The 17923-nt window shown below is 42.5% G+C and carries 14 protein-coding genes; 7 read left to right on the top strand and 7 right to left on the bottom strand.

Annotated features, from left to right (window positions below; translation table 11 throughout):
• Positions 1 to 72: 72 nt before the first annotated feature.
• Positions 73 to 831, bottom strand: coding sequence for an IclR family transcriptional regulator (locus tag ACP7AA_RS03750; RefSeq protein WP_426222710.1), 759 nt, complete (start codon positions 829 to 831; stop codon positions 73 to 75).
• A 654-nt stretch (positions 832 to 1485) separates the two neighbouring features.
• On the opposite strand from ACP7AA_RS03750, the gene ACP7AA_RS03755 reads away from it, so the two are divergent.
• Positions 1486 to 2364 carry a hypothetical protein gene (locus ACP7AA_RS03755; RefSeq protein WP_426222711.1) on the top strand — a complete coding sequence of 293 codons (879 nt, stop codon included), beginning with the start codon at positions 1486 to 1488 and terminating at the stop codon, positions 2362 to 2364.
• 120 nt (positions 2365 to 2484) lie between these two features.
• Here the strand turns inward: ACP7AA_RS03755 and ACP7AA_RS03760 are convergent, their stop codons facing one another.
• The 3 genes from ACP7AA_RS03760 to ACP7AA_RS03770 form a co-directional block, all read right to left on the bottom strand.
• Positions 2485 to 3285, bottom strand: coding sequence for a 4'-phosphopantetheinyl transferase family protein (locus ACP7AA_RS03760; RefSeq protein ID WP_426222712.1), 801 nt, complete (start codon positions 3283 to 3285; stop codon positions 2485 to 2487).
• Positions 3286 to 3491: 206 nt separating this feature from the next.
• Positions 3492 to 4010 carry a peptidoglycan-associated lipoprotein Pal gene (gene pal, locus ACP7AA_RS03765; RefSeq protein ID WP_183618461.1) on the bottom strand — a complete coding sequence of 173 codons (519 nt, stop codon included), beginning with the start codon at positions 4008 to 4010 and terminating at the stop codon, positions 3492 to 3494.
• A gap of 151 nt (positions 4011 to 4161) precedes the next feature.
• On the bottom strand, positions 4162 to 4827 hold the full coding sequence (locus tag ACP7AA_RS03770) for a DUF6231 family protein (RefSeq protein ID WP_426222713.1): 666 nt from the start codon (positions 4825 to 4827) through the stop codon (positions 4162 to 4164).
• A 272-nt stretch (positions 4828 to 5099) separates the two neighbouring features.
• Here ACP7AA_RS03770 and pepN point away from each other — a divergent pair, with 272 nt between their 5' ends.
• Complete coding sequence (pepN, locus tag ACP7AA_RS03775; RefSeq protein ID WP_426222714.1) at positions 5100 to 7742, top strand: aminopeptidase N; 2643 nt, start codon at positions 5100 to 5102, stop codon at positions 7740 to 7742.
• Positions 7743 to 7892: 150 nt separating this feature from the next.
• On the opposite strand, the gene ACP7AA_RS03780 is transcribed toward pepN, so the two are convergent.
• Entirely contained in the window at positions 7893 to 8975 is a 1083-nt protein-coding gene (locus tag ACP7AA_RS03780) for a 3-deoxy-7-phosphoheptulonate synthase (protein WP_201619352.1), read from the bottom strand.
• A 614-nt stretch (positions 8976 to 9589) separates the two neighbouring features.
• Between ACP7AA_RS03780 and lpxB the strand changes: the two genes are divergently transcribed.
• Positions 9590 to 10840, top strand: coding sequence for a lipid-A-disaccharide synthase (gene lpxB / locus ACP7AA_RS03785; protein ID WP_426222970.1), 1251 nt, complete (start codon positions 9590 to 9592; stop codon positions 10838 to 10840).
• A 90-nt stretch (positions 10841 to 10930) separates the two neighbouring features.
• Here lpxB and ACP7AA_RS03790 read toward each other — a convergent pair.
• Positions 10931 to 11631, bottom strand: a protein-coding gene (locus tag ACP7AA_RS03790) for an IS1 family transposase (protein WP_426222715.1) whose coding sequence is annotated in 2 segments (ribosomal slippage) — positions 10931 to 11559 and positions 11559 to 11631 — 702 coding nt in all. Because the reading frame shifts where the segments join, the coding sequence is not laid out codon by codon here.
• A 254-nt stretch (positions 11632 to 11885) separates the two neighbouring features.
• Here ACP7AA_RS03790 and tnpB point away from each other — a divergent pair.
• Together tnpB and ACP7AA_RS03800 are read left to right on the top strand one after the other, a co-directional pair.
• On the top strand, positions 11886 to 13037 hold the full coding sequence (gene tnpB, locus ACP7AA_RS03795; RefSeq protein ID WP_201625169.1) for an IS200/IS605 family element RNA-guided endonuclease TnpB: 1152 nt from the start codon (positions 11886 to 11888) through the stop codon (positions 13035 to 13037).
• A 115-nt stretch (positions 13038 to 13152) separates the two neighbouring features.
• Positions 13153 to 14025 carry a ribonuclease HII gene (locus ACP7AA_RS03800; RefSeq protein WP_426222716.1) on the top strand — a complete coding sequence of 291 codons (873 nt, stop codon included), beginning with the start codon at positions 13153 to 13155 and terminating at the stop codon, positions 14023 to 14025.
• Between the two features lie 193 nt (positions 14026 to 14218).
• On the opposite strand, the gene ACP7AA_RS03805 is transcribed toward ACP7AA_RS03800, so the two are convergent.
• A complete protein-coding gene (locus ACP7AA_RS03805) occupies positions 14219 to 14884 on the bottom strand; it encodes a DUF924 family protein (protein ID WP_201629057.1) in 666 nt (221 codons plus the stop codon).
• A gap of 176 nt (positions 14885 to 15060) precedes the next feature.
• On the opposite strand from ACP7AA_RS03805, the gene ACP7AA_RS03810 reads away from it, so the two are divergent.
• Both ACP7AA_RS03810 and ACP7AA_RS03815 read left to right on the top strand, forming a co-directional pair.
• The gene (locus ACP7AA_RS03810) at positions 15061 to 16266 is read left to right on the top strand and encodes a carboxynorspermidine decarboxylase (protein WP_426222717.1); all 1206 of its coding nucleotides are present in this window, start codon (positions 15061 to 15063) and stop codon (positions 16264 to 16266) included.
• Positions 16267 to 16537: 271 nt separating this feature from the next.
• The gene (locus ACP7AA_RS03815; protein WP_426222718.1) at positions 16538 to 17812 is read left to right on the top strand and encodes a saccharopine dehydrogenase NADP-binding domain-containing protein; all 1275 of its coding nucleotides are present in this window, start codon (positions 16538 to 16540) and stop codon (positions 17810 to 17812) included.
• Positions 17813 to 17923 lie beyond the last annotated feature (111 nt).

The following is a 17923-nucleotide window of genomic DNA, read 5'->3' on the forward strand; positions in this document are numbered from 1 at the left end:
AAAAGGTCTGCGCTAGTTTTATAGCGCAGACCTTTTCGTGTTAGCTCATATTTTTTCTTAATGATACAGGCTCTAGTTTTGCAGCTCATACACCAAAGCTTGAATATCTTGCGCTGCTGTTTGCAAACGCGGCACGTGTGTCATTAGCTCATCTAATGACACACGGATGGTTGGGGCATGAATATATAAGGATGCCAAATAGCGTGATTTTTTATCCAGTACCGGTACCGATACCGCTACCATCTCTGAGATAAACTCTTCATTGTCGATACCGATACCCGTCTCAGCGATACGATCAAGCTCGGCATTTAACGCATCAATATCCGTAATCGTATTTTTGGTAAATTTATCTAGCGGAAGCCCTTGCAGTATTTTAGCGCGGCTGGTCGCCGATAACTGGCTTAAATAAAGCTTGCCCGTGGCCGTACACCACATCGGTGATTTTGCGCCTACAGGGAGATAAATCTGTAACGGTAACGAGGTGTTAGCACGATTGGTATACATCATGCCCATCTGATAAGGAATGGCAATACCACAAGTCTCTTTAATCTCATCAACCAATTTGTGCAAAATTATTTGGCGCTCATTAAAGAACTGACGCTGTTGCCAAAGCTCGACGCTCAAATTACGTACCCGCTTGCCAGGAATAATACCGCCACCAATATCCACCGTAACAAACCCTTCATCGACCAAATTTTGAATCAATCGATGAATGGTCGGTTTTGGGATATCAAGCTCTTGCGATAGCTCAAGTGGCGAGAGGGGCTTTGAAGCGTAAGATACGGCTTCGATAATCTCTAACACACGGGTAATCGACGATACTTTAGGCATATAGATGGCTCAATAAGAATGATAAAAATAAAGCAGAAAACAAAAGACGCTGTAATCAGTCAGTTAAATACCAGTAAATTCAAAGTCTAAAAGCAACTTTATGACTAAGACTAATTTAGCATATTATCGCGCTTAGACAAGCTTATATCTCATTAAATATAAACACATTTATCTACCATACTGCGATTCATACTAAGTATTAACTAACAGCTTTCTAAATCATCTGGTTTTTTAAGTTATCTGGCTTCTAAATTATCAGTGATTAGGTAATGTTAGATACGTTAACTCACAAACCACAACAAACTGTAGTAATAAACTCTATAACTGTAATTGAGTTAAAGTGTGACATAGGTCATTATACTGACATGTTTTGTAATACCTTTACATGAGCGTTAAGCGATTCAATATTCGTGTTTGTGCTATTCAGTTGCTTTGAGAGTATTGTGTAACAGGAAAGCGAAGTTTTGCGGATTGGTGTAGCAATTATTACAATATCTATGCAATCTTTACATAACGGCAAATAAAAAGCGCATCCATGGGGGTGACTTTTCAAGCCAAAATTGTTTTAATCTGCTCAACAAAATGGTTGTTTAAAAAAAGCTAAATTATCATTTTTTTACGGGCGAGTTATTTCACACTTTAGGAGAGTATTCTATGAAACTTATTAAATTAACGGCAATCTCTGCTGCTGTTTTAGCATCAAGTGCTGCATTAGCAGCTGAGCCAGTTATCGTTGTTGACGGTAATGAAGCAGTTGTATACGAAGCTGAGCCAGTAGCTGTTGCTTATCAAGCACAACCTGGTTATGCATATGATGCTGACGCTGGTGTTGTAGGCAACACACTTGGTGGTACTAAAGGTTTCTTCAAACAAGTAGTAAACCCAGCATCTGTTAGTGCTGAAGTTGGTACTTTAGGTTATGGCGCTAACATCGGTTGGTCTCTAAACGAGAAAACTGAACTACAAGCTGGTTGGGCAGGTGGCGATGTTGCTGACCTATTCGGCGGTGACTTTGATGCTAACGACGTAAACTATGACGTTGATTCTGATTTTAGCAACCCATACCTAGGCGTACAATTACGTCCTACTGGTAACTGGTTCACTATGGGTGCTGGCATCATCGTTCCTGATAACGATTTTGATGTAACTGCTAACCCTAATGGCGGTGTTTATAAGATTAACGGCAAAACTTTCGTTGCTGATGGTGAAAATGGTGTTGGAACCCTTAAAGGTACTATGGAGCATCGCAACAAATTAGCTCCTTATGCTACTATCGGTTTCCGTCCTAATATCACTAACAACTTTGGTTTGTTTGGTGAGATTGGCGCAGCCTATATGGGTAAAACTGATGCAACTGTAAATGCTGTTGACTCAGAGAGACGCGTTAATATTGAAAACGGTGTTACAGAAGGTGGTGTAGATTCAGGTCTGAATGCTGGTCAAGTTGCTAAACTTGCTGAAAATGAATTAGAAGACAAAAACTGGTTAGAGTGGATGCCAATTGTTAAAGTTGGTGCAACTTACCGCTTCTAAGCTAATCACAGTCTAAGGACTGTTGTTAGAAGATAAGTAGTAATAAAAAAACGATCCTGAAAAGGGTCGTTTTTTTTGTCTAAAATAAAGTCAGAATGATGTGCCTACATTAAATACTTTTTAATAGACAATCACTGTCTGCTGCTCAGGTAATAAGACGAGATAGTAACCAGTTTTATCATCGTTGAACGCTAACAAAGGTAGCTGTGCTTGTGCTTCGATGCCGTTTACTAAGCCGGTAATGAGATAGGAGTAATCCATACCCAAACCTTGCGCCAGCTTATATTGATGAATTTTAATAAAACACTCTTTTATTTGCCATAGTAACTTAGCGACAGTATCACGTTGCATAAAAGTTAGAGCTTGTAAGATAGCAATCTCATTAGTATGGTAAAAGCGCTTTGCCACCCGCCATGCAACGTTATTGGTTTCTATGTCGATGCCTGCAGGTCGATGACAACTAATAACAACTGCAACTTTATTATCTAACCCATTAAAAGATTTTTCTCCACTCGGCTGAGTAGAAGTATTTGGACTGCTTGCGCCAGTATGACTAAAGCACACGTAATATTGGCTGTTAACAAGTCGATAGGGGAAGCTTACGTCATCCAAACTGTCAATAATATCTAGCTTATTAAGTAGAGATTGTAATAACAGGCGCACACCAGTACGTTGTTGCTGGCGCTGTTGATAAGCGATTTTGCGCGCGGATAAAGAAACGTTATGAGTATGATAGTGCCAAGTAATATGACTGAATTTATCAGTGTCGATGTTTAATAGGTTTGCGTTAAATAATAATGAATTGCTGAATAAGTGCAAAGACTCTAGAGGGCAAGGCGCAGTTACCTGAGCCGTCGCGCACCACGTCGTGGAATCAAGTTGACTGTATTGAATATTATGTAAGTTTAAGGTTGGCATCATTTATTTATAGTAAAGGCTATTAGCTTAAAGCTGTTGAGAGATAGGTTTCTTCGTATTTTTATGTAGATAAAGTCTACAGTTTGTCAGAATATAAACCACTTTTAACCATTCATTTTAGCGTAGCAGAATGCAAAAAGCCCAACAATATATTTGCTGGGCTTTTTGTTACTCATTAATTTAGGCTAACAAAGTCTTATCAACAGTGATTAGTAAGACAATTCAGCACGGCGGTTTTGTGCATAGGCATCTTCAGTCGTACCGGCAGCTGCTGGACGCTCTTCACCATAACTGATGACACGGATGTTATTTACCGCAACACCTTGGGCAGCAAGATAATCACGTGCAGCTTGGGCACGGCGCTCACCTAGGGCGATGTTATATTCACGGCTACCGCGCTCATCAGTGTGACCAGCGATAACAACACCAGCGTTTGGATTTGAGCTTAGTAGACCGGCATGTTGGTTTAATACGCCAGCCGCTTGTGAAGTGATTTCACTGCTATCAAAGGCAAAGTATACAACTGCTTGCAGGTTCTCAGCACCAGTAATAACAGCATTTGAGTTACCGACGATAACCGCGCCGTTATAACCCGCTTGACCACCTGGGATACCTAGTGGGGCCACGACAACTTCTGAAGTCGCGCGTTTGTTGGCACAACCTGATGCCAATACCACAGCACTTGATAATACTGCTAGAGCAGCGATTTTTGAAAAACTGGTTGACATAATGAGCTCCTAAAATTTTAATGACATTTGTTGTTGTAAACTGCTTTTGGTAAAACTTAGGCAATTGCTATCTATCATATACTAAATGTTACTTTATGTAAGTAGTATTACTGTAAATAATTCGAGAATTTACATATACCTATCCGATATTTTACCAACGATTCTTGCCCCAGTTTTCAGGGTTCGCCCAGTAGTCAGCGTTGAGCCAGTTTGGCAATTGCTTATAATCGTACAAATTAAACTGCCAAAGTGTGGTGGATATGGGCGACGATGCCGTCAATAAAGTGGTGTCTTTTTGATGAGTGATATCCTTGTCTAAAGATGCTTCGCTCAAAATATCGAACGGTGTCAAACCGTAAGCGCGCAAATCTATTGCCTTATCAAGCACGATAAGTAAATGGGCAGCATAGATGTCCCGATAGCGCATGAGTAGGGGGATATACTGTTGTAGTAATTCTGCCGATAAGGTAGGTAGCCAAAAGCAGGCCAAATTATAACGCTCAGGCCGCGCTTGTTGGGTAAGCTCGGTTAAAGTCGCTATAGGCAATGCTGCCATTTCATCATTATTTTCATCGTTCTTATAGAGACTATCAGGCGCGCTGCTTTTTATCATAGCAATGCTATCTCTAAGTTGGGCTTGCAGATTTAAGCGTTCTTGCTTATCTAGTACGACCCACAATATTTCGCCCTGATGATTATCGACAGAGGTTAGTTGCTCAGTTACTTGGCTCTGGGTAGGCGCGGCTAATGAAGGTAGTAATGCCTCAATATAAGCACTTAATAATGGTAAAGTAATGTTTGAAGCATAAGTCGTCATAAGGTTGGTCGTTTAATTGGTAGTCAGGTTAGCAATCAGCCTATTAAATCATGTTAATAAACATTATCCAATGATTAACTGCTGTGATTGATAAAGGGGATAGTGATTAATAAACGAATAAAAAGGCGAGCGGTTCATGCTAGCCATGACTACTACCTGAGTAATAAATGCTAAGCTGGTTTTTATTCATCCTCGCACTTGAAATTTGGTGGTTTAGAGCAATGTAGCTAAGTGTTGTAAGCTTTTTATCATAAATAATAATAGGAACTTCCATGTCCACCACTGAAACCGCTGCTCAAATTATCAATCCTGACATGCCAGATGTGCCATCACATGCTCCAAGTAAAATTCATTTAAAAGACTATAGACCACCAAGCTTTGATGTCGAAACCGTTGATTTGGATATTAAGCTATTTGATGATCATGCCATTGTAGATAGTACTTTGGTGATGCAGCGTCAGACTGACGGCGACTTGGTGCTGTATGGCGAAGCTCTTGAGCTGATGTCTATTAAGCTTAATGATGAGCTGCTTGCTCGTAATCGTTATACGCAAGCTGAGGGCACATTGACCATTACCGATGCGCCAAAAAACACCAAATTACAGCTGCAAGTACGCATCCATCCGCATACCAATACGGCGCTTGAAGGCTTATATATCGCCGGCAGTGGTGACGATACCATGTTTGTCAGCCAGTGTGAGCCAGAGGGCTTTCGCAAGATTACCTTTTATCCGGACCGTCCTGATGTGCTGGCGATATTTACCACACGCTTAGAAGCCGATAAGCGTTTTCCAACGCTATTGAGTAATGGTAATTTGCTCGAAGCGGGTGAAGTGTCGGATGCGCCAGAGCGTCATTATGCGATTTGGCAAGACCCGACCAATAAGCCAAGCTATTTGTTTGCTTGCGTTATCGCTGACTTAGATGTATTGACTGACAGCTATACGACGAGCGAAGGGCGTGAGGTAATGCTTGAGCTCTATGCGAAGTCTGAAGATATCGATAAATGTGATGTCGGTATGCAAGCTTTAAAAGACTCGATGCAATGGGATGAGGTCAATTATGGTCGTGCTTACGATTTAGACCGTTATATGATTGTGGCGGTTAGCCAGTTTAATATGGGCGCGATGGAAAATAAGGGTTTAAATATCTTTAACACCGCTTGTGTACTGTCTAGCCCTGAGACCACCACAGATTCACGTAGCTTTAGTGTTAAATCTATCATTGCCCATGAATACTTTCATAACTGGACGGGCAATCGCATTACGTGCCGTGATTGGTTTCAGCTGTGTCTAAAAGAGGGCTTTACTGTTTACCGTGATCAATCGTTTTCAGCCGACCAGCAGTCAAGTGCCGTCCAGCGTATCGATGACGTGGCAACCTTGCGCGCCCATCAGTTTGCTGAGGATGCAGGACCGTTAGCGCACCCTGTACGTCCTGAGAGTTTCGTTGAAATTAATAACTTTTATACCACCACTGTTTATGAAAAAGGCGCTGAAATCGTGCGTATGATTGCCAATACGTTAGGGCCTGATAACTTCCGTAAAGGTACGGACGAGTACTTCCGTCGTTATGATGGGCAAGCGGTCACGGTTGAAGACTTTTTATCGGCGCTTAGTATTACCGATAGCAAGATTGAGGACTTTATCGATTGGTATCGTCAGCCCGGTACGCCTGTAGTCTCTGGTCACCAAGATTATGACAGCGCGACGCAGACATTGACCATTACCTTGAGTCAGCAAACCCGTCATGTTGCAGGCTTTGATGCACCAAAACCATTGCTGATACCCGTAGCGACCGCGCTATTTGATAAAGATTCTGGTGCTATCGTCGCCGAGCGTATGTTGCTGCTCGATCAAGCCACACAAACCTTTACCTTTGAAAATGTAGTAAGCGAGCCAGTAGTATCCTTGCTACGTGATTTTAGCGCCCCAGTGCAGCTCAATTATGATTATCAAGATGAAGATTTGGCGTTTTTGCTTCAATATGAGAACAATGGCTTTAACCGCTGGCAAGTGACGCAAATGCTCGTCAATCGCATTTTACTGCAAGGACAAGGCGCGAAAAGCAGTCCTGAGATATATCTGCAAGCAGTGGCGCAGACCTTGCCGGAATTGGCTGCTAGTGATGCGATGTTGGCGGCGCGTTTGCTTGATATCCCATCTGCACCAGAGTTGGCATCTGCTATTCATAAAGATTACGATCCAGAGCTGGTAAAAGCACAGCGTGAAGGCTTATATCAACAGCTGGCAGAGGCGCTAAAAGATCAATGGTCTGAGCTTTATAAGCAGCTACCGATGCAGGCTTATGAAGACAGTGCCGCCGCTCGTGGCACCCGTGCTTTACGTAATGTGGTACTCGATATGGCATTGACCGCCAACGTTGCCGGTGCAGATGAATGGGCGCAGCAACAGTATGATAATGCCAGCTGTATGACAGAACGTTTTGGCGCGTTAAAAGTGATGGTCAATCATCAACTGGCAAATGCTGATGCCTATTTGGCGGACTTTTATAAGCGCTTCCAAAATAATGATTTGGTCATTGATTTATGGTTCAGTGTGCAAGCGTCTGCTGATACGGTCACACCTGATACTATTAAATCCTTACTTGCGCATGCAGATTTTGATTGGAATACGCCCAACCGTGTACGCTCAGTCATCAGTGCCTTTACCTCGCAGCCAACAGTATTATGGACACAAGAAGGTTTGGATATTTATATCGCTGTGATTAAAAAGCTGGATGACGCCAATCCTGTGTTAGCATCGCGCTTATTACAAGTGCTGGCACGTTGGAATACCTTGGCTGAACCGCGTCGTCAAATGGCGCATGAGCAGTTGCTTGAACTGCAAAAGCAAGCAACTTCTAAGCACGTAATTGAAAGCTTAAACAGTGTTTTAGGGTCAGAGAGCGAGTAGGGTAAATTAAATGACCCTATAAGAATAAACTAAATTATTTTATAAGAAAAAGCCCGTCCGATATTATTATCGGACGGGCTTTTTTATGAAACGCTTAATAATGCTTAAAAAACTTAATAACCTGTGCTTATGGGCAATTGTTATTAAAGATTAACGATTCGGCAATACGTCTTTAACCATGTCACGTAGGTTGCGCATGGCAGTGACCGTGCTATCCCAATCTAGGCAACCATCGGTGATAGATTTGCCATATTCAAGTTGGCTCAAATCAGCCGTCAGCTTTTGATTGCCGCCTTTTAGATGGCTCTCAATCATCAGACCAATGATAGATTTATTACCGTTTTTAATCTGCTCGGCAACGTTTTGGATGACCATCGGTTGCAGATACGGGTCTTTACCTGAGTTGGCATGGCTTGAGTCAATCATAATCTTACTATTGGTCTTGCCTTTTGCCAGCTCGTTTTCTACTTGCGCAACAGCGGTTTCATCATAGTTTGGCTTACCGTTACCACCGCGTAGTACCACGTGTGCGTAAGGATTGCCTTTTGATTTGATGATAGAAACTTTGCCATCTGCTGATAAGCCAAGGAAGCTATGACCTTCTTTCACTGCTTGCATGGCATTAACAGCAACCGTCATACCGCCATCTGTACCATTTTTAAAGCCAACTGGGCACGATAAGCCTGAGCTCATTTCACGATGCGTTTGGCTTTCAGTCGTACGCGCGCCAATCGCTGACCAGCTAATCAAATCCTGCATGTACTGCGGCGTGTTTGGGTCTAATGCCTCAGTCGCACACGGCAGACCTTTTTCGTTCAAATCAAGTAGTAGCTTACGGGCAGTGCGCAGACCTTTTTCGATATCAAAGCTGTCGTTCATATCAGGGTCGTTAATCATGCCTTTCCAGCCAACCGTGGTACGCGGCTTTTCAAAATAGACGCGCATCACAACGAAGATGCTGTCTTCAATCTCTTTTGCCAATACGGCTAAGCGATCGGCATATTCGTGGGCGGCTTTAATATCGTGAATAGAGCAGGGGCCAATAACCACAAATAGACGCTTGTCTTTACCATCGAGGATATCTTGGATGGTATTGCGACCTTTTAGAACCGTGTTATAGGCGTCATTCGACAAAGGTAGCTCAGACTTTAGCTCAGCGGGAGTGATTAAAGGAATGAATTTTTCAATATTCACGTCGTCAATATCTGCATTATGGATAACTGGTGTTGTCATGGTTATATATCGTCTAGCTGATTTATAGGGATATTCATTATGCGGACAAAAGCGCCGGTTGACAAGGGCAGTCGCACAGTTAATTGACTGCTAACTGGAATGTGGCGACCAAAACTTTGTTATACCTTATCGCTGCAACCTGTCTTAACATGCTGTCATTCATAGGTGTATAAGAATGATAAGGCAGGGTAAAGGATAGGGTTAAATGACTCTTTATCACTAAACTAAGTCCAAATTTTCATTAAACAGAACGCCTATAGGCATATATAGATAAGTGATACGGACTAGATTTTGTGCACTAATTTAGCTATTTTTAGCTATTTCAAGCACGGTCACGTATGATGACGATATAAACAACCAAATTTGAGCATGATGCGAGCGGCTAAGATGCCTTTTAATGGGCATCTTATTACGGCTAAGCTGTGTTATATTTTATATAATCATTTTTATAATTGATGTACTTTATCCTTTGTTTTATTTAACTGTGCTACTCAAATGGCACCAATTAAATTGTACCACTTTAATATTGAGAGCTTGTCATGACAGATTCTGCTACGCCTCACCAACCTTATGATTTAACGTCAGCACCTGATGGCTATAATGCTTATGACGCAATGCCTGCTGTGACGGGGGCGCCACTGGTCATAGGGATTGTCGCTGGTGAAGTGTCAGGGGATAGCTTGGGCGCAGATTTTATGCAGCAGATGAATAACCTGCGCGATGATATCATTTGGGTTGGTATTGGCGGCGCAAAAATGAAAGCGCAAGGGCTACAAAGTATTTTTCCATTATCGCGTTTGGCAGTGATGGGCTTGGTAGAAGTGATGGCGCAACTACCTGATTTGCTTAAAGCTCGGCGTGAATTATTAACGGCCTTTAAAGCCGCCGATATTGATTGGTTTATTGGCATCGATGCGCCTGATTTTAATCTACGAGTGGGGAAGAAGCTTAAGCCGCAAGGGGTATTCTGCGTACAATATGTCAGCCCTTCTATTTGGGCATGGCGTGAGTCGCGTATTCACAATATTAAAGCGGCGACCAATTTGGTGCTTTGCTTATTCCCATTTGAGCTGCCGGTTTATGAGCGTCATAATCATCCAGCGATATGTGTCGGTCATCCGCTACTACGAACCATTGATCAGACGCTACTTGAGACGCCAGTCAATCAGCGCCGTAGTGAATTGGTCTGGCATAATGACGGCTTGCAGCAATTTTTTATCGACCGCTTTGACGATGTCAGCCAGCTTATCTGTGTCATGCCAGGCTCTAGACGCGGTGAGATTACGGCTATTTTGCCGCTCATGCTCGATGGTATCCAAAAGCTGATTTTATTAGACCCAAAGCTGTGTTTTATCATTCCAACGGTCGATCAAAATCATCAATATATCGTGCAAGATGTCATTGATAAGCGCTCAGAGCAGCTGCGCGCGGCGATTGTGGTGGTCTATGATGACAGTCAGCCAACCTTTAGTCAGCAAGCGATGGCGGCATCAGATATGGTGATGCTGGCATCGGGTACTGCAACCTTGGAAGCCATGTTACTTGAGCGGCCGATGGTGGTGATTTACCAGTTAAATCAGCTGACCTATCAGATTGCTAAACGTTTGGTTAAAGTGCCTTATGTCGGTTTGCCTAATATTTTGGCAGATAGCGCGATTGTGCCCGAGCTTATCCAAGAGCAGGCAAGTGGTGATAACATCTGTCGTACCGTGATGCGTCTGCTGCAGCCACGTGCTTATGCTGAGCAATTAAAGGCGCTCATTGATACCAAGCAATTATTACAACAGCAGAGCAATCATGACCCTGCTAATAGCGTGATTGAACAGTGGTTTTTGCAGGATAATCATCAATCCCAAGTTCAATAAAGGTAAATTCCCTAAGCATAATTAAACTAGCTTCAATATTATTTGCATCACACTTAAATCTTTGGTGGTGTTCTAAAAAGTATGCTGACATCAGACATAGCCATAATTGATATAAAAGAATACCAAATCAAACACTTTTAAGTGATTATCGAGCTTCTTAGAGAAACAATAGGTTCTTCTAACGGCTCGCTTTAGTCGGTGTCTAAGACGGCAGTTATTGCTTTCAATACCTATCGTATGCTGTTTGCCAACTTGTTTGTTATCTGGTTTAAAGGCCGTTATGAAACTGTCCCAATTGTCCATGCTAATAGAGTCATAGCTCACTTTAAGTTGCTTAAGACGCGCTCTTAGTTTCTGAGCCATTTTTAAGTCGCGTCTGCCCCAAACATAAGCAACAATCTCATTGGTAGCGCGATCATAAGCATAAATAAGCCAAACTTTACGCTTCTTGCGATACACGTAAGTCCAGAATTCATCAACCTCTGAGCGTTCATAGTAGCGCTTCTTAGGCGCAATCTTATAAACAGATGAGCCTATAGTACTAAGCACTTTACCAATACTAACTGAGGCCATAACCGCTATATCTCTAACACCGCAACCATGAACCGTCATTAGCCGTATAATGTCTTCTATTTTAGAGTGACAGCCGTTATAAGTTAAGGCATGATCACCAATGAATTGACGTTTGCAGTCCTTACACTGGTAGTTTTGCTTACCATAGCTTTTTTGCCATTTTTCTTTAGACTAAGACTGTGACAGTCGGGGCAATTGATCTGTATTTGTATCTTCATAACCTCAAATATATCATCTTGCTTCGGCTGTCACCCTTCCTTTATTACCCCAGCATACTTTTTGATACACCACCAAATCTTTTAACACTGCCCCGCAGAAGTCCCCCGCTTCTAAAGCGGTGGGATGAATGCGTCTTTGTGATCATTGACCTAACGATACCAATGACAGCTTGAAAGCAAGTGGTTATTAAAGTAATATAATACTTAATTGACCGCAAGTATTGACCGCAAGTCATCATCGAGAAAGACCGATAATGAGTAAGCAGATCCATAAAGCCTATAAAATTAGGATTTACCCCAATGAGGTGCAAAAAGTGTTTTTTGCTAAGTCGTTTGGCTGCACTCGTTTTATTTGGAATAGAATGCTTGCGGATAAAAAAGATTATTATAGACTGCATAAAAAGTTCCTAAAAAACACCCCAGCTCAATATAAAAAAGAGTTTGAGTGGTTGCGTGAAGTGGATAGTTTGGCATTGGCTAACGTGCAAATGCAACTACAGCAAGGATTTCAATCCTTCTTCAAACGTCCTGATATGGGTTTTCCTAAATTCAAACATAAAGGTAAAAAAGATAGTTACACCACCAACAACCAAAAAGGCACAGTGGCGATTGATGGCTCGTTTATTAAACTACCTAAAATCGGTCGTATTAAAGCCAATATCCATCGGTCTATCAATGGCTTAATCAAAAGCGTCACGGTATCAAAAGCGCCTACAGGCAAGTATTATGTCAGTGTTTTGGTTGAAACCATTGCGACACCATTCCTAAAAACTCAATCAAACATTGGCATTGATTTAGGATTAACAGACTTTATCGTCTTATCTGACGGCACTAAAGTTGCTAATCCTAAGTTTCTAGCAAAAATAAAAGATAAGTTGGCTCGTGCTCAAAAAATCATGTCCAAGCGCAGTGCGGTTGCCAAAAAAGCCAATCGCAAACTATCTGAAAGCAGTAACTATCAAAAACAAAAACGTAAAGTCGCTAACATTCATGAAAAAATAAGCAATAGCCGTAAAGACTTTCTACACAAACAGTCCTTCAATATTGTCAAAAGCCACGATATTATTGTGATTGAGGACTTGAACGTCAGCGGTATGCTCAAAAACCATAAACTCGCTAAAGCAATCAGCGACAGTTCATGGTCAACTTTTACCACCATGCTGGACTATAAAGCAGATTGGTATGGCAAACAGCTCATTAAGGTCGATAGATGGTTTCCATCTTCAAAGACCTGCTCAGTCTGTGGTTATGTTCTTGGTAAAGACGAGTTAAAACTTAGCGATAGGTCCTGGAATTGCCCCAGTTGCAAGTCTGAAAATGACCGTGATCTCAATGCCAGTGTCAATATCCTCAATGAAGGATTGCGCTGTCTAACCCTCAAAGAACCCTTGGTGCAAGGGGGTTAGCTTAGTTAATTCGCCTAACCGCTGGTACAAAACATCGTACTAAGTATGGGTGTTACCTAAGAAACCCACGCTTCTAAAGCGGCGGGTAGTTCATTAAATAAGACAGTACAATTTTATGACTAACACACCTTGCAGCGCAAATCCTTTCACGCCAATGAGCATCTGTATCGAGCAAGTAGATATTAAAGGTCAGTATATTCAACTGGCTGCTCCCATACTGTTATCAGGTCAGTTAAATATCTCTGAGTTACTTGCGCAATATCCGATAAATGAAGAGCGCGAACAAGTACCTATACAAATTGGTATCGATGAAGCAGGGCGCGGACCTCTGCTAGGTAGCGTCAATGTTGCTGCTGCGATATTACCTGCTGCTTGGTCAGGACTAATCGAGGACGCGCCACTCAAAGGTACGCCGTTATCTATATTGACGGATTCTAAGCAGCTGAGTGAAAAAAAACGCGACATTCTTTATCCATTGGTTCAGCAATATGCCGTCGGTCACATCGTCGCTGATATACCGGCAGCGGTCATCGACCAAGTCAATATTTTGCAAGCAACGATGCTGGGTATGCGTTTATGTACTGAGGTTTTGTTAGAAATAGTTGCCAAGCACCTGAATGCCGGTGATAAAAGGCAGTTCGAGGTATTGATTGATGGCAATCGCTGTCCGGATTTGGATTATGCAAGCCTTGCTAAATCAGGCATAGAGCGCTCAGTCATTGATTGTCAAGCGTGGGTAAAAGGCGATGCGCGTCATACCAGTATTGCGGCCGCTAGTATCTTAGCAAAGGTGAGCCGTGATAAAACCATGTATGCGCTTGATGCTGAATATCCTGAATATGGTATTGCTAAGCATAAAGGCTATCCGACGCGCGCCCATATGGAAGCTATTTCAGCTCATGGTGTGTTAGCCGCGCATAGACGTAGCTTTGCACCGGTAAGAAAAGCGCTTGAAAACGTAACGCATACCGAGAGTGGCAATAGGTAAGTGGTTAAGATATTTAGAAAATAGCCTACGCAAATGTATTAGATAAATAGCTCCAAAGTGAAAAACCCAAGTAAACCACACAAGTAAAATTGCTATCACTCAAATATAAAAAACCACCTATTTAATAAATAGGTGGTTTTTAGTCCATTATTCAACAGTTAGGTTCTATTAAGGCTTAAAGTTTAACAACTGCTTAAAAAGACGAGTTGGGCTGCTGTAAAAACGCCTCTTCTTCGAGAGTTGATTCACGACCCAAGGTTTCATTGCGGTGCGGATAACGGCCAAACTTATCAATAATGTCTTTGTGGCGACGCTCAAAGTCTAAAGTGTCGGCATCGTTTAGTTGCTCAAAAAGCGGTAGATAACGTTTATGAATCATCGCTGACTCAGAATGCATAAACGGCATAATAATAAATTTACGCCACGGCGTTGGTAGGGTATCAAAATGTGGCTGCCCAATGGCTTCTTGTGCCAATACCAACGCCATACCATCTTGAGCAAACGCGCATGCTTGCTCGCGACATAAATTACGCGAAAACTGATCTAAGACAATGATTTCAGCCAAGCGTCCCGCCAACGCTGTGATTGAGCTGTTACTATCGGCTGGCGCGTCTGCAATGCGCCACGTGACGCATTCGCCTTGTTTTGCGGCTTGCCAAATCTTGCCAAACTTATCATTTATCTGCTTATCAAAGTCATCATTTTGCGCAAACCAGTATGGCTCATTGTCTTTGTCAAACCAAAAATCCAACACGGCACGCGCCTCTGAATCGAGATGCTCTAAATTTATATTTTTGAGCTCGAGTGACGATAAATTGGTATGGCTTTTTGAGGTAGAATAATCGGTTGAGAGTGACATAAGCTATTCTAATTGTGATGAATTTATACTACTATAGCGCACTTATTTGGCCCTGTCATTTGGCCTTGTCACAATGTGTGATAACGTGTCATGACTGTATCACAGTGCACCACTAAGCCATTGTTAGCATTAAGCTATTATCGCCGTATATTGTTAAAGCTATTAGGTCATCTCTTATGAACTCAACACCAGCTGTCTCTCTTGCCGCGCTAAAAACGCCTTACTATTTGCTTGATGAAGCGGCGATTGTCGCAAATATGCAGATTATCGCTCGTCTGTGCGAGCTATCGGGAGCCAAGGCTTTACTCGCGCTCAAATGTTTTGCCACTTGGGGTGTTTTTGATGTCATGCAGCCTTATCTGCATGGTACGACGTCATCTTCGCTCAATGAAGTCAGACTTGGCTACGAGACTTTTGGTAAAGGTAAAGACAGTGATAATAAAAAAGAAACCCATGCCTACAGCGTCGCTTATAGCGCGGATGAAATCGACGAAGTATTAAGTTATGCAGATAAAATTATTTTTAATTCTATCTCGCAATTAAATGCGTTTAAAGGTCAAGCAGCAGCAAAAGATATCCCAGTTGGATTACGCTTAAATCCAAAGACCAGTAATTCATCGTTTATTATCGCTGATCCTGCTCGTCCTTTTAGTCGCCTGGGTGAGCATGATAAAGATAAGATTGCAGCGGTACTTGGTGATATCACTGGGGTTATGATTCATAACAACTGTGAAAATGACAGCTTTGAGGCATTTAGTGCAAGCTTGGCCGATATTGAAGACAGATTTGGTGACGTCCTAGCACAGCTTGAATGGGTCAGTTTGGGCGGTGGTATTCATTTTATCGCGCCTGATTATCCATTGGAAAAATTGGCAGACAGATTAAAAGGCTTTAGCGAAAAATACGGCGTACAAGTTTACCTTGAGCCGGGTGAGGCGAGCATTCATGGCGCGGGCTCATTGGTGACGACAGTATTAGATACCATGCACAATGAAAAAAACCTAGCCGTTGTTGATGCCTCTATCGAAGCGCATATGCTTGATTTGCTGATTTATCGTGAGTCGGCGCCTATAGCGTCTATTAATGGTGAGTTCATGGCTATTGCACCTGTCAACAAAGACCAAGTAGACGATGCCGTCGATAACACCATTATTTACGGTCGTTCTTGCTTGGCGGGTGATATCTTTGGCGAATATGCGTTACCTAGCAATTTACAGGTAGGCGATAAGATTGCGTTTGGCAATGCCGCAGGCTATACCATGGTGAAGAAAAACTGGTTTAATGGCGTTAACATGCCGGCAATTGTTATCCGTCGTCTGGACGGCAGTATCGATATTCAGCGCGAGTTTGATTATCAAGATTATAAGGCGAGTTTGTCATAACGCTGTTACGCTTGGCATTATTAAATCATACTGCCAAACAACTATCTAGAAATGAGGATTGGTCTTGAATTTTCTAAGTTATGTTGTAATTTTTGCCGAAAAGTAAGTAAAAATTGTTATAATTGCCACTGGCAAAGGCAGTCGGATTTGTCTAACGGGTGCGTGGGTTTTCCTCGGTCTTCCTTTTTAATTCACGCATATCATTCACTCGTTTCTGTTTTGCATAGCCAATATCAATGGTATCGACAGGGACACAAAGGAGGATTGTTCTTTGAACACAAACCAACAAGCTAAGTCCAACAAAAAAGATGTACTTATCATCGGCGCAGGCGGCGTTGCTCAAGTGGTCGCGCATAAATGTGCGATGCATAATGATGTGCTCGGCGAGATTCATATCGCCTCACGTACTAGAGATAAATGTGATGCCATCGCCCAAAGCGTCAAAGACAAAGGTAGCTTTAAGCAAGCTGCTGTCTTACATACGCACCAAGTCGATGCCATGGATAGCCAAGCGCTGATACAGCTTATTCAAGATACTGGCGTGCAAATCGTTATCAATGTCGGTTCGGCATTTGTAAATATGACGGTTTTGGAAGCTTGTATTGAGACGGGTACTGCCTATATTGATACCGCTATTCATGAAGATCCGCGCAAAATTTGCGAGACGCCGCCATGGTATGACAACTATGAGTGGAAGCGTAAGCAGCGCTGTGCGGACAATAATGTCACGGCAATCTTGGGTGCAGGATTTGATCCCGGTATGGTCAATGCCTATGCGCGCCTTGGCTATGACATGATGGATGCAGGCTCTGTGACTGATATCGACATTATCGATATCAATGCTGGCAGCCATGGTAAGTACTTCGCCACCAACTTCGATCCTGAGATTAACTTCCGTGAATTTACCGGTACGGTTTATTCTTGGCAGGACAGTAAGTGGCAGTCGAATAAGATGTTTGAAGTAAAGCGTACCGATGATTTGCCAGTCGTTGGTGTGCAAAATAGCTATTTAAGTGGCCATGACGAGATTCATTCCTTATCAGCCAATTTAGATGTGCCAAACATCCGCTTTTGGATGGGCTTTGGTGAGCACTATATTAATGTTTTCACCGTGCTACAAAACCTAGGTCTATTGTCTGAGCAGCCGGTGATGACTGCGGAAGGGCAAGAAGTGATACCGTTAAAAGTGGTCAAAGCCGTGCTACCAGATCCAAGCTCGCTTGCGCCAAACTATACCGGCAAGACCTGCATCGGTGATAAGGTTAAAGGTAAAATCAATGGCGTTGATAGCGAGGTATTTATCTATAATATCTCAGATCATAAAGAAGCCTATAACGAAGTCGGTAGCCAAGGTATCTCTTATACTGCTGGCGTGCCACCTGTCGCTGCTGCGATGTTAGTCGCAACTGGTGAGTGGGATGCGGGCAAAATGGTCAACGTTGAAGAGCTGGATGCCAAGCCATTTATTAATCTATTGAATAAGATTGGTTTGCCAACGCGTATCAAAGATAGCGAAGGCGATAGAGCATTAGAGTTCGATATTTAGTCAGTAAGTTTATCTAATAAAAAGCCTATCTTTAAAAGATAGGCTTTTTTTATGTTTGGTTGTAGTGTGACTTTACGGGAAGGTAAAGGGAGCTGATCCTGCCATGCGCTT

Source organism: Psychrobacter sp. DWR1-2-3, from assembly GCF_049896465.1.
Lineage (GTDB): Bacteria > Pseudomonadota > Gammaproteobacteria > Pseudomonadales > Moraxellaceae > Psychrobacter > Psychrobacter maritimus.

Coding starts and splice junctions, on each gene's coding strand:
- pepN (WP_426222714.1), top strand. CDS start 5,100: ATGTCCACCACTGAAACCGCTGCTCAAATTATCAATCCTGACATGCCA.
- pal (WP_183618461.1), bottom strand. CDS start 4,010: ATGTCAACCAGTTTTTCAAAAATCGCTGCTCTAGCAGTATTATCAAGT.
- lpxB (WP_426222970.1), top strand. CDS start 9,590: ATGCCTGCTGTGACGGGGGCGCCACTGGTCATAGGGATTGTCGCTGGT.
- ACP7AA_RS03770 (WP_426222713.1), bottom strand. CDS start 4,827: ATGACGACTTATGCTTCAAACATTACTTTACCATTATTAAGTGCTTAT.
- ACP7AA_RS03755 (WP_426222711.1), top strand. CDS start 1,486: ATGAAACTTATTAAATTAACGGCAATCTCTGCTGCTGTTTTAGCATCA.
- ACP7AA_RS03780 (WP_201619352.1), bottom strand. CDS start 8,975: ATGACAACACCAGTTATCCATAATGCAGATATTGACGACGTGAATATT.
- tnpB (WP_201625169.1), top strand. CDS start 11,886: ATGAGTAAGCAGATCCATAAAGCCTATAAAATTAGGATTTACCCCAAT.
- ACP7AA_RS03760 (WP_426222712.1), bottom strand. CDS start 3,285: ATGATGCCAACCTTAAACTTACATAATATTCAATACAGTCAACTTGAT.
- ACP7AA_RS03800 (WP_426222716.1), top strand. CDS start 13,153: ATGACTAACACACCTTGCAGCGCAAATCCTTTCACGCCAATGAGCATC.
- ACP7AA_RS03750 (WP_426222710.1), bottom strand. CDS start 831: ATGCCTAAAGTATCGTCGATTACCCGTGTGTTAGAGATTATCGAAGCC.
- ACP7AA_RS03805 (WP_201629057.1), bottom strand. CDS start 14,884: ATGTCACTCTCAACCGATTATTCTACCTCAAAAAGCCATACCAATTTA.
- ACP7AA_RS03810 (WP_426222717.1), top strand. CDS start 15,061: ATGAACTCAACACCAGCTGTCTCTCTTGCCGCGCTAAAAACGCCTTAC.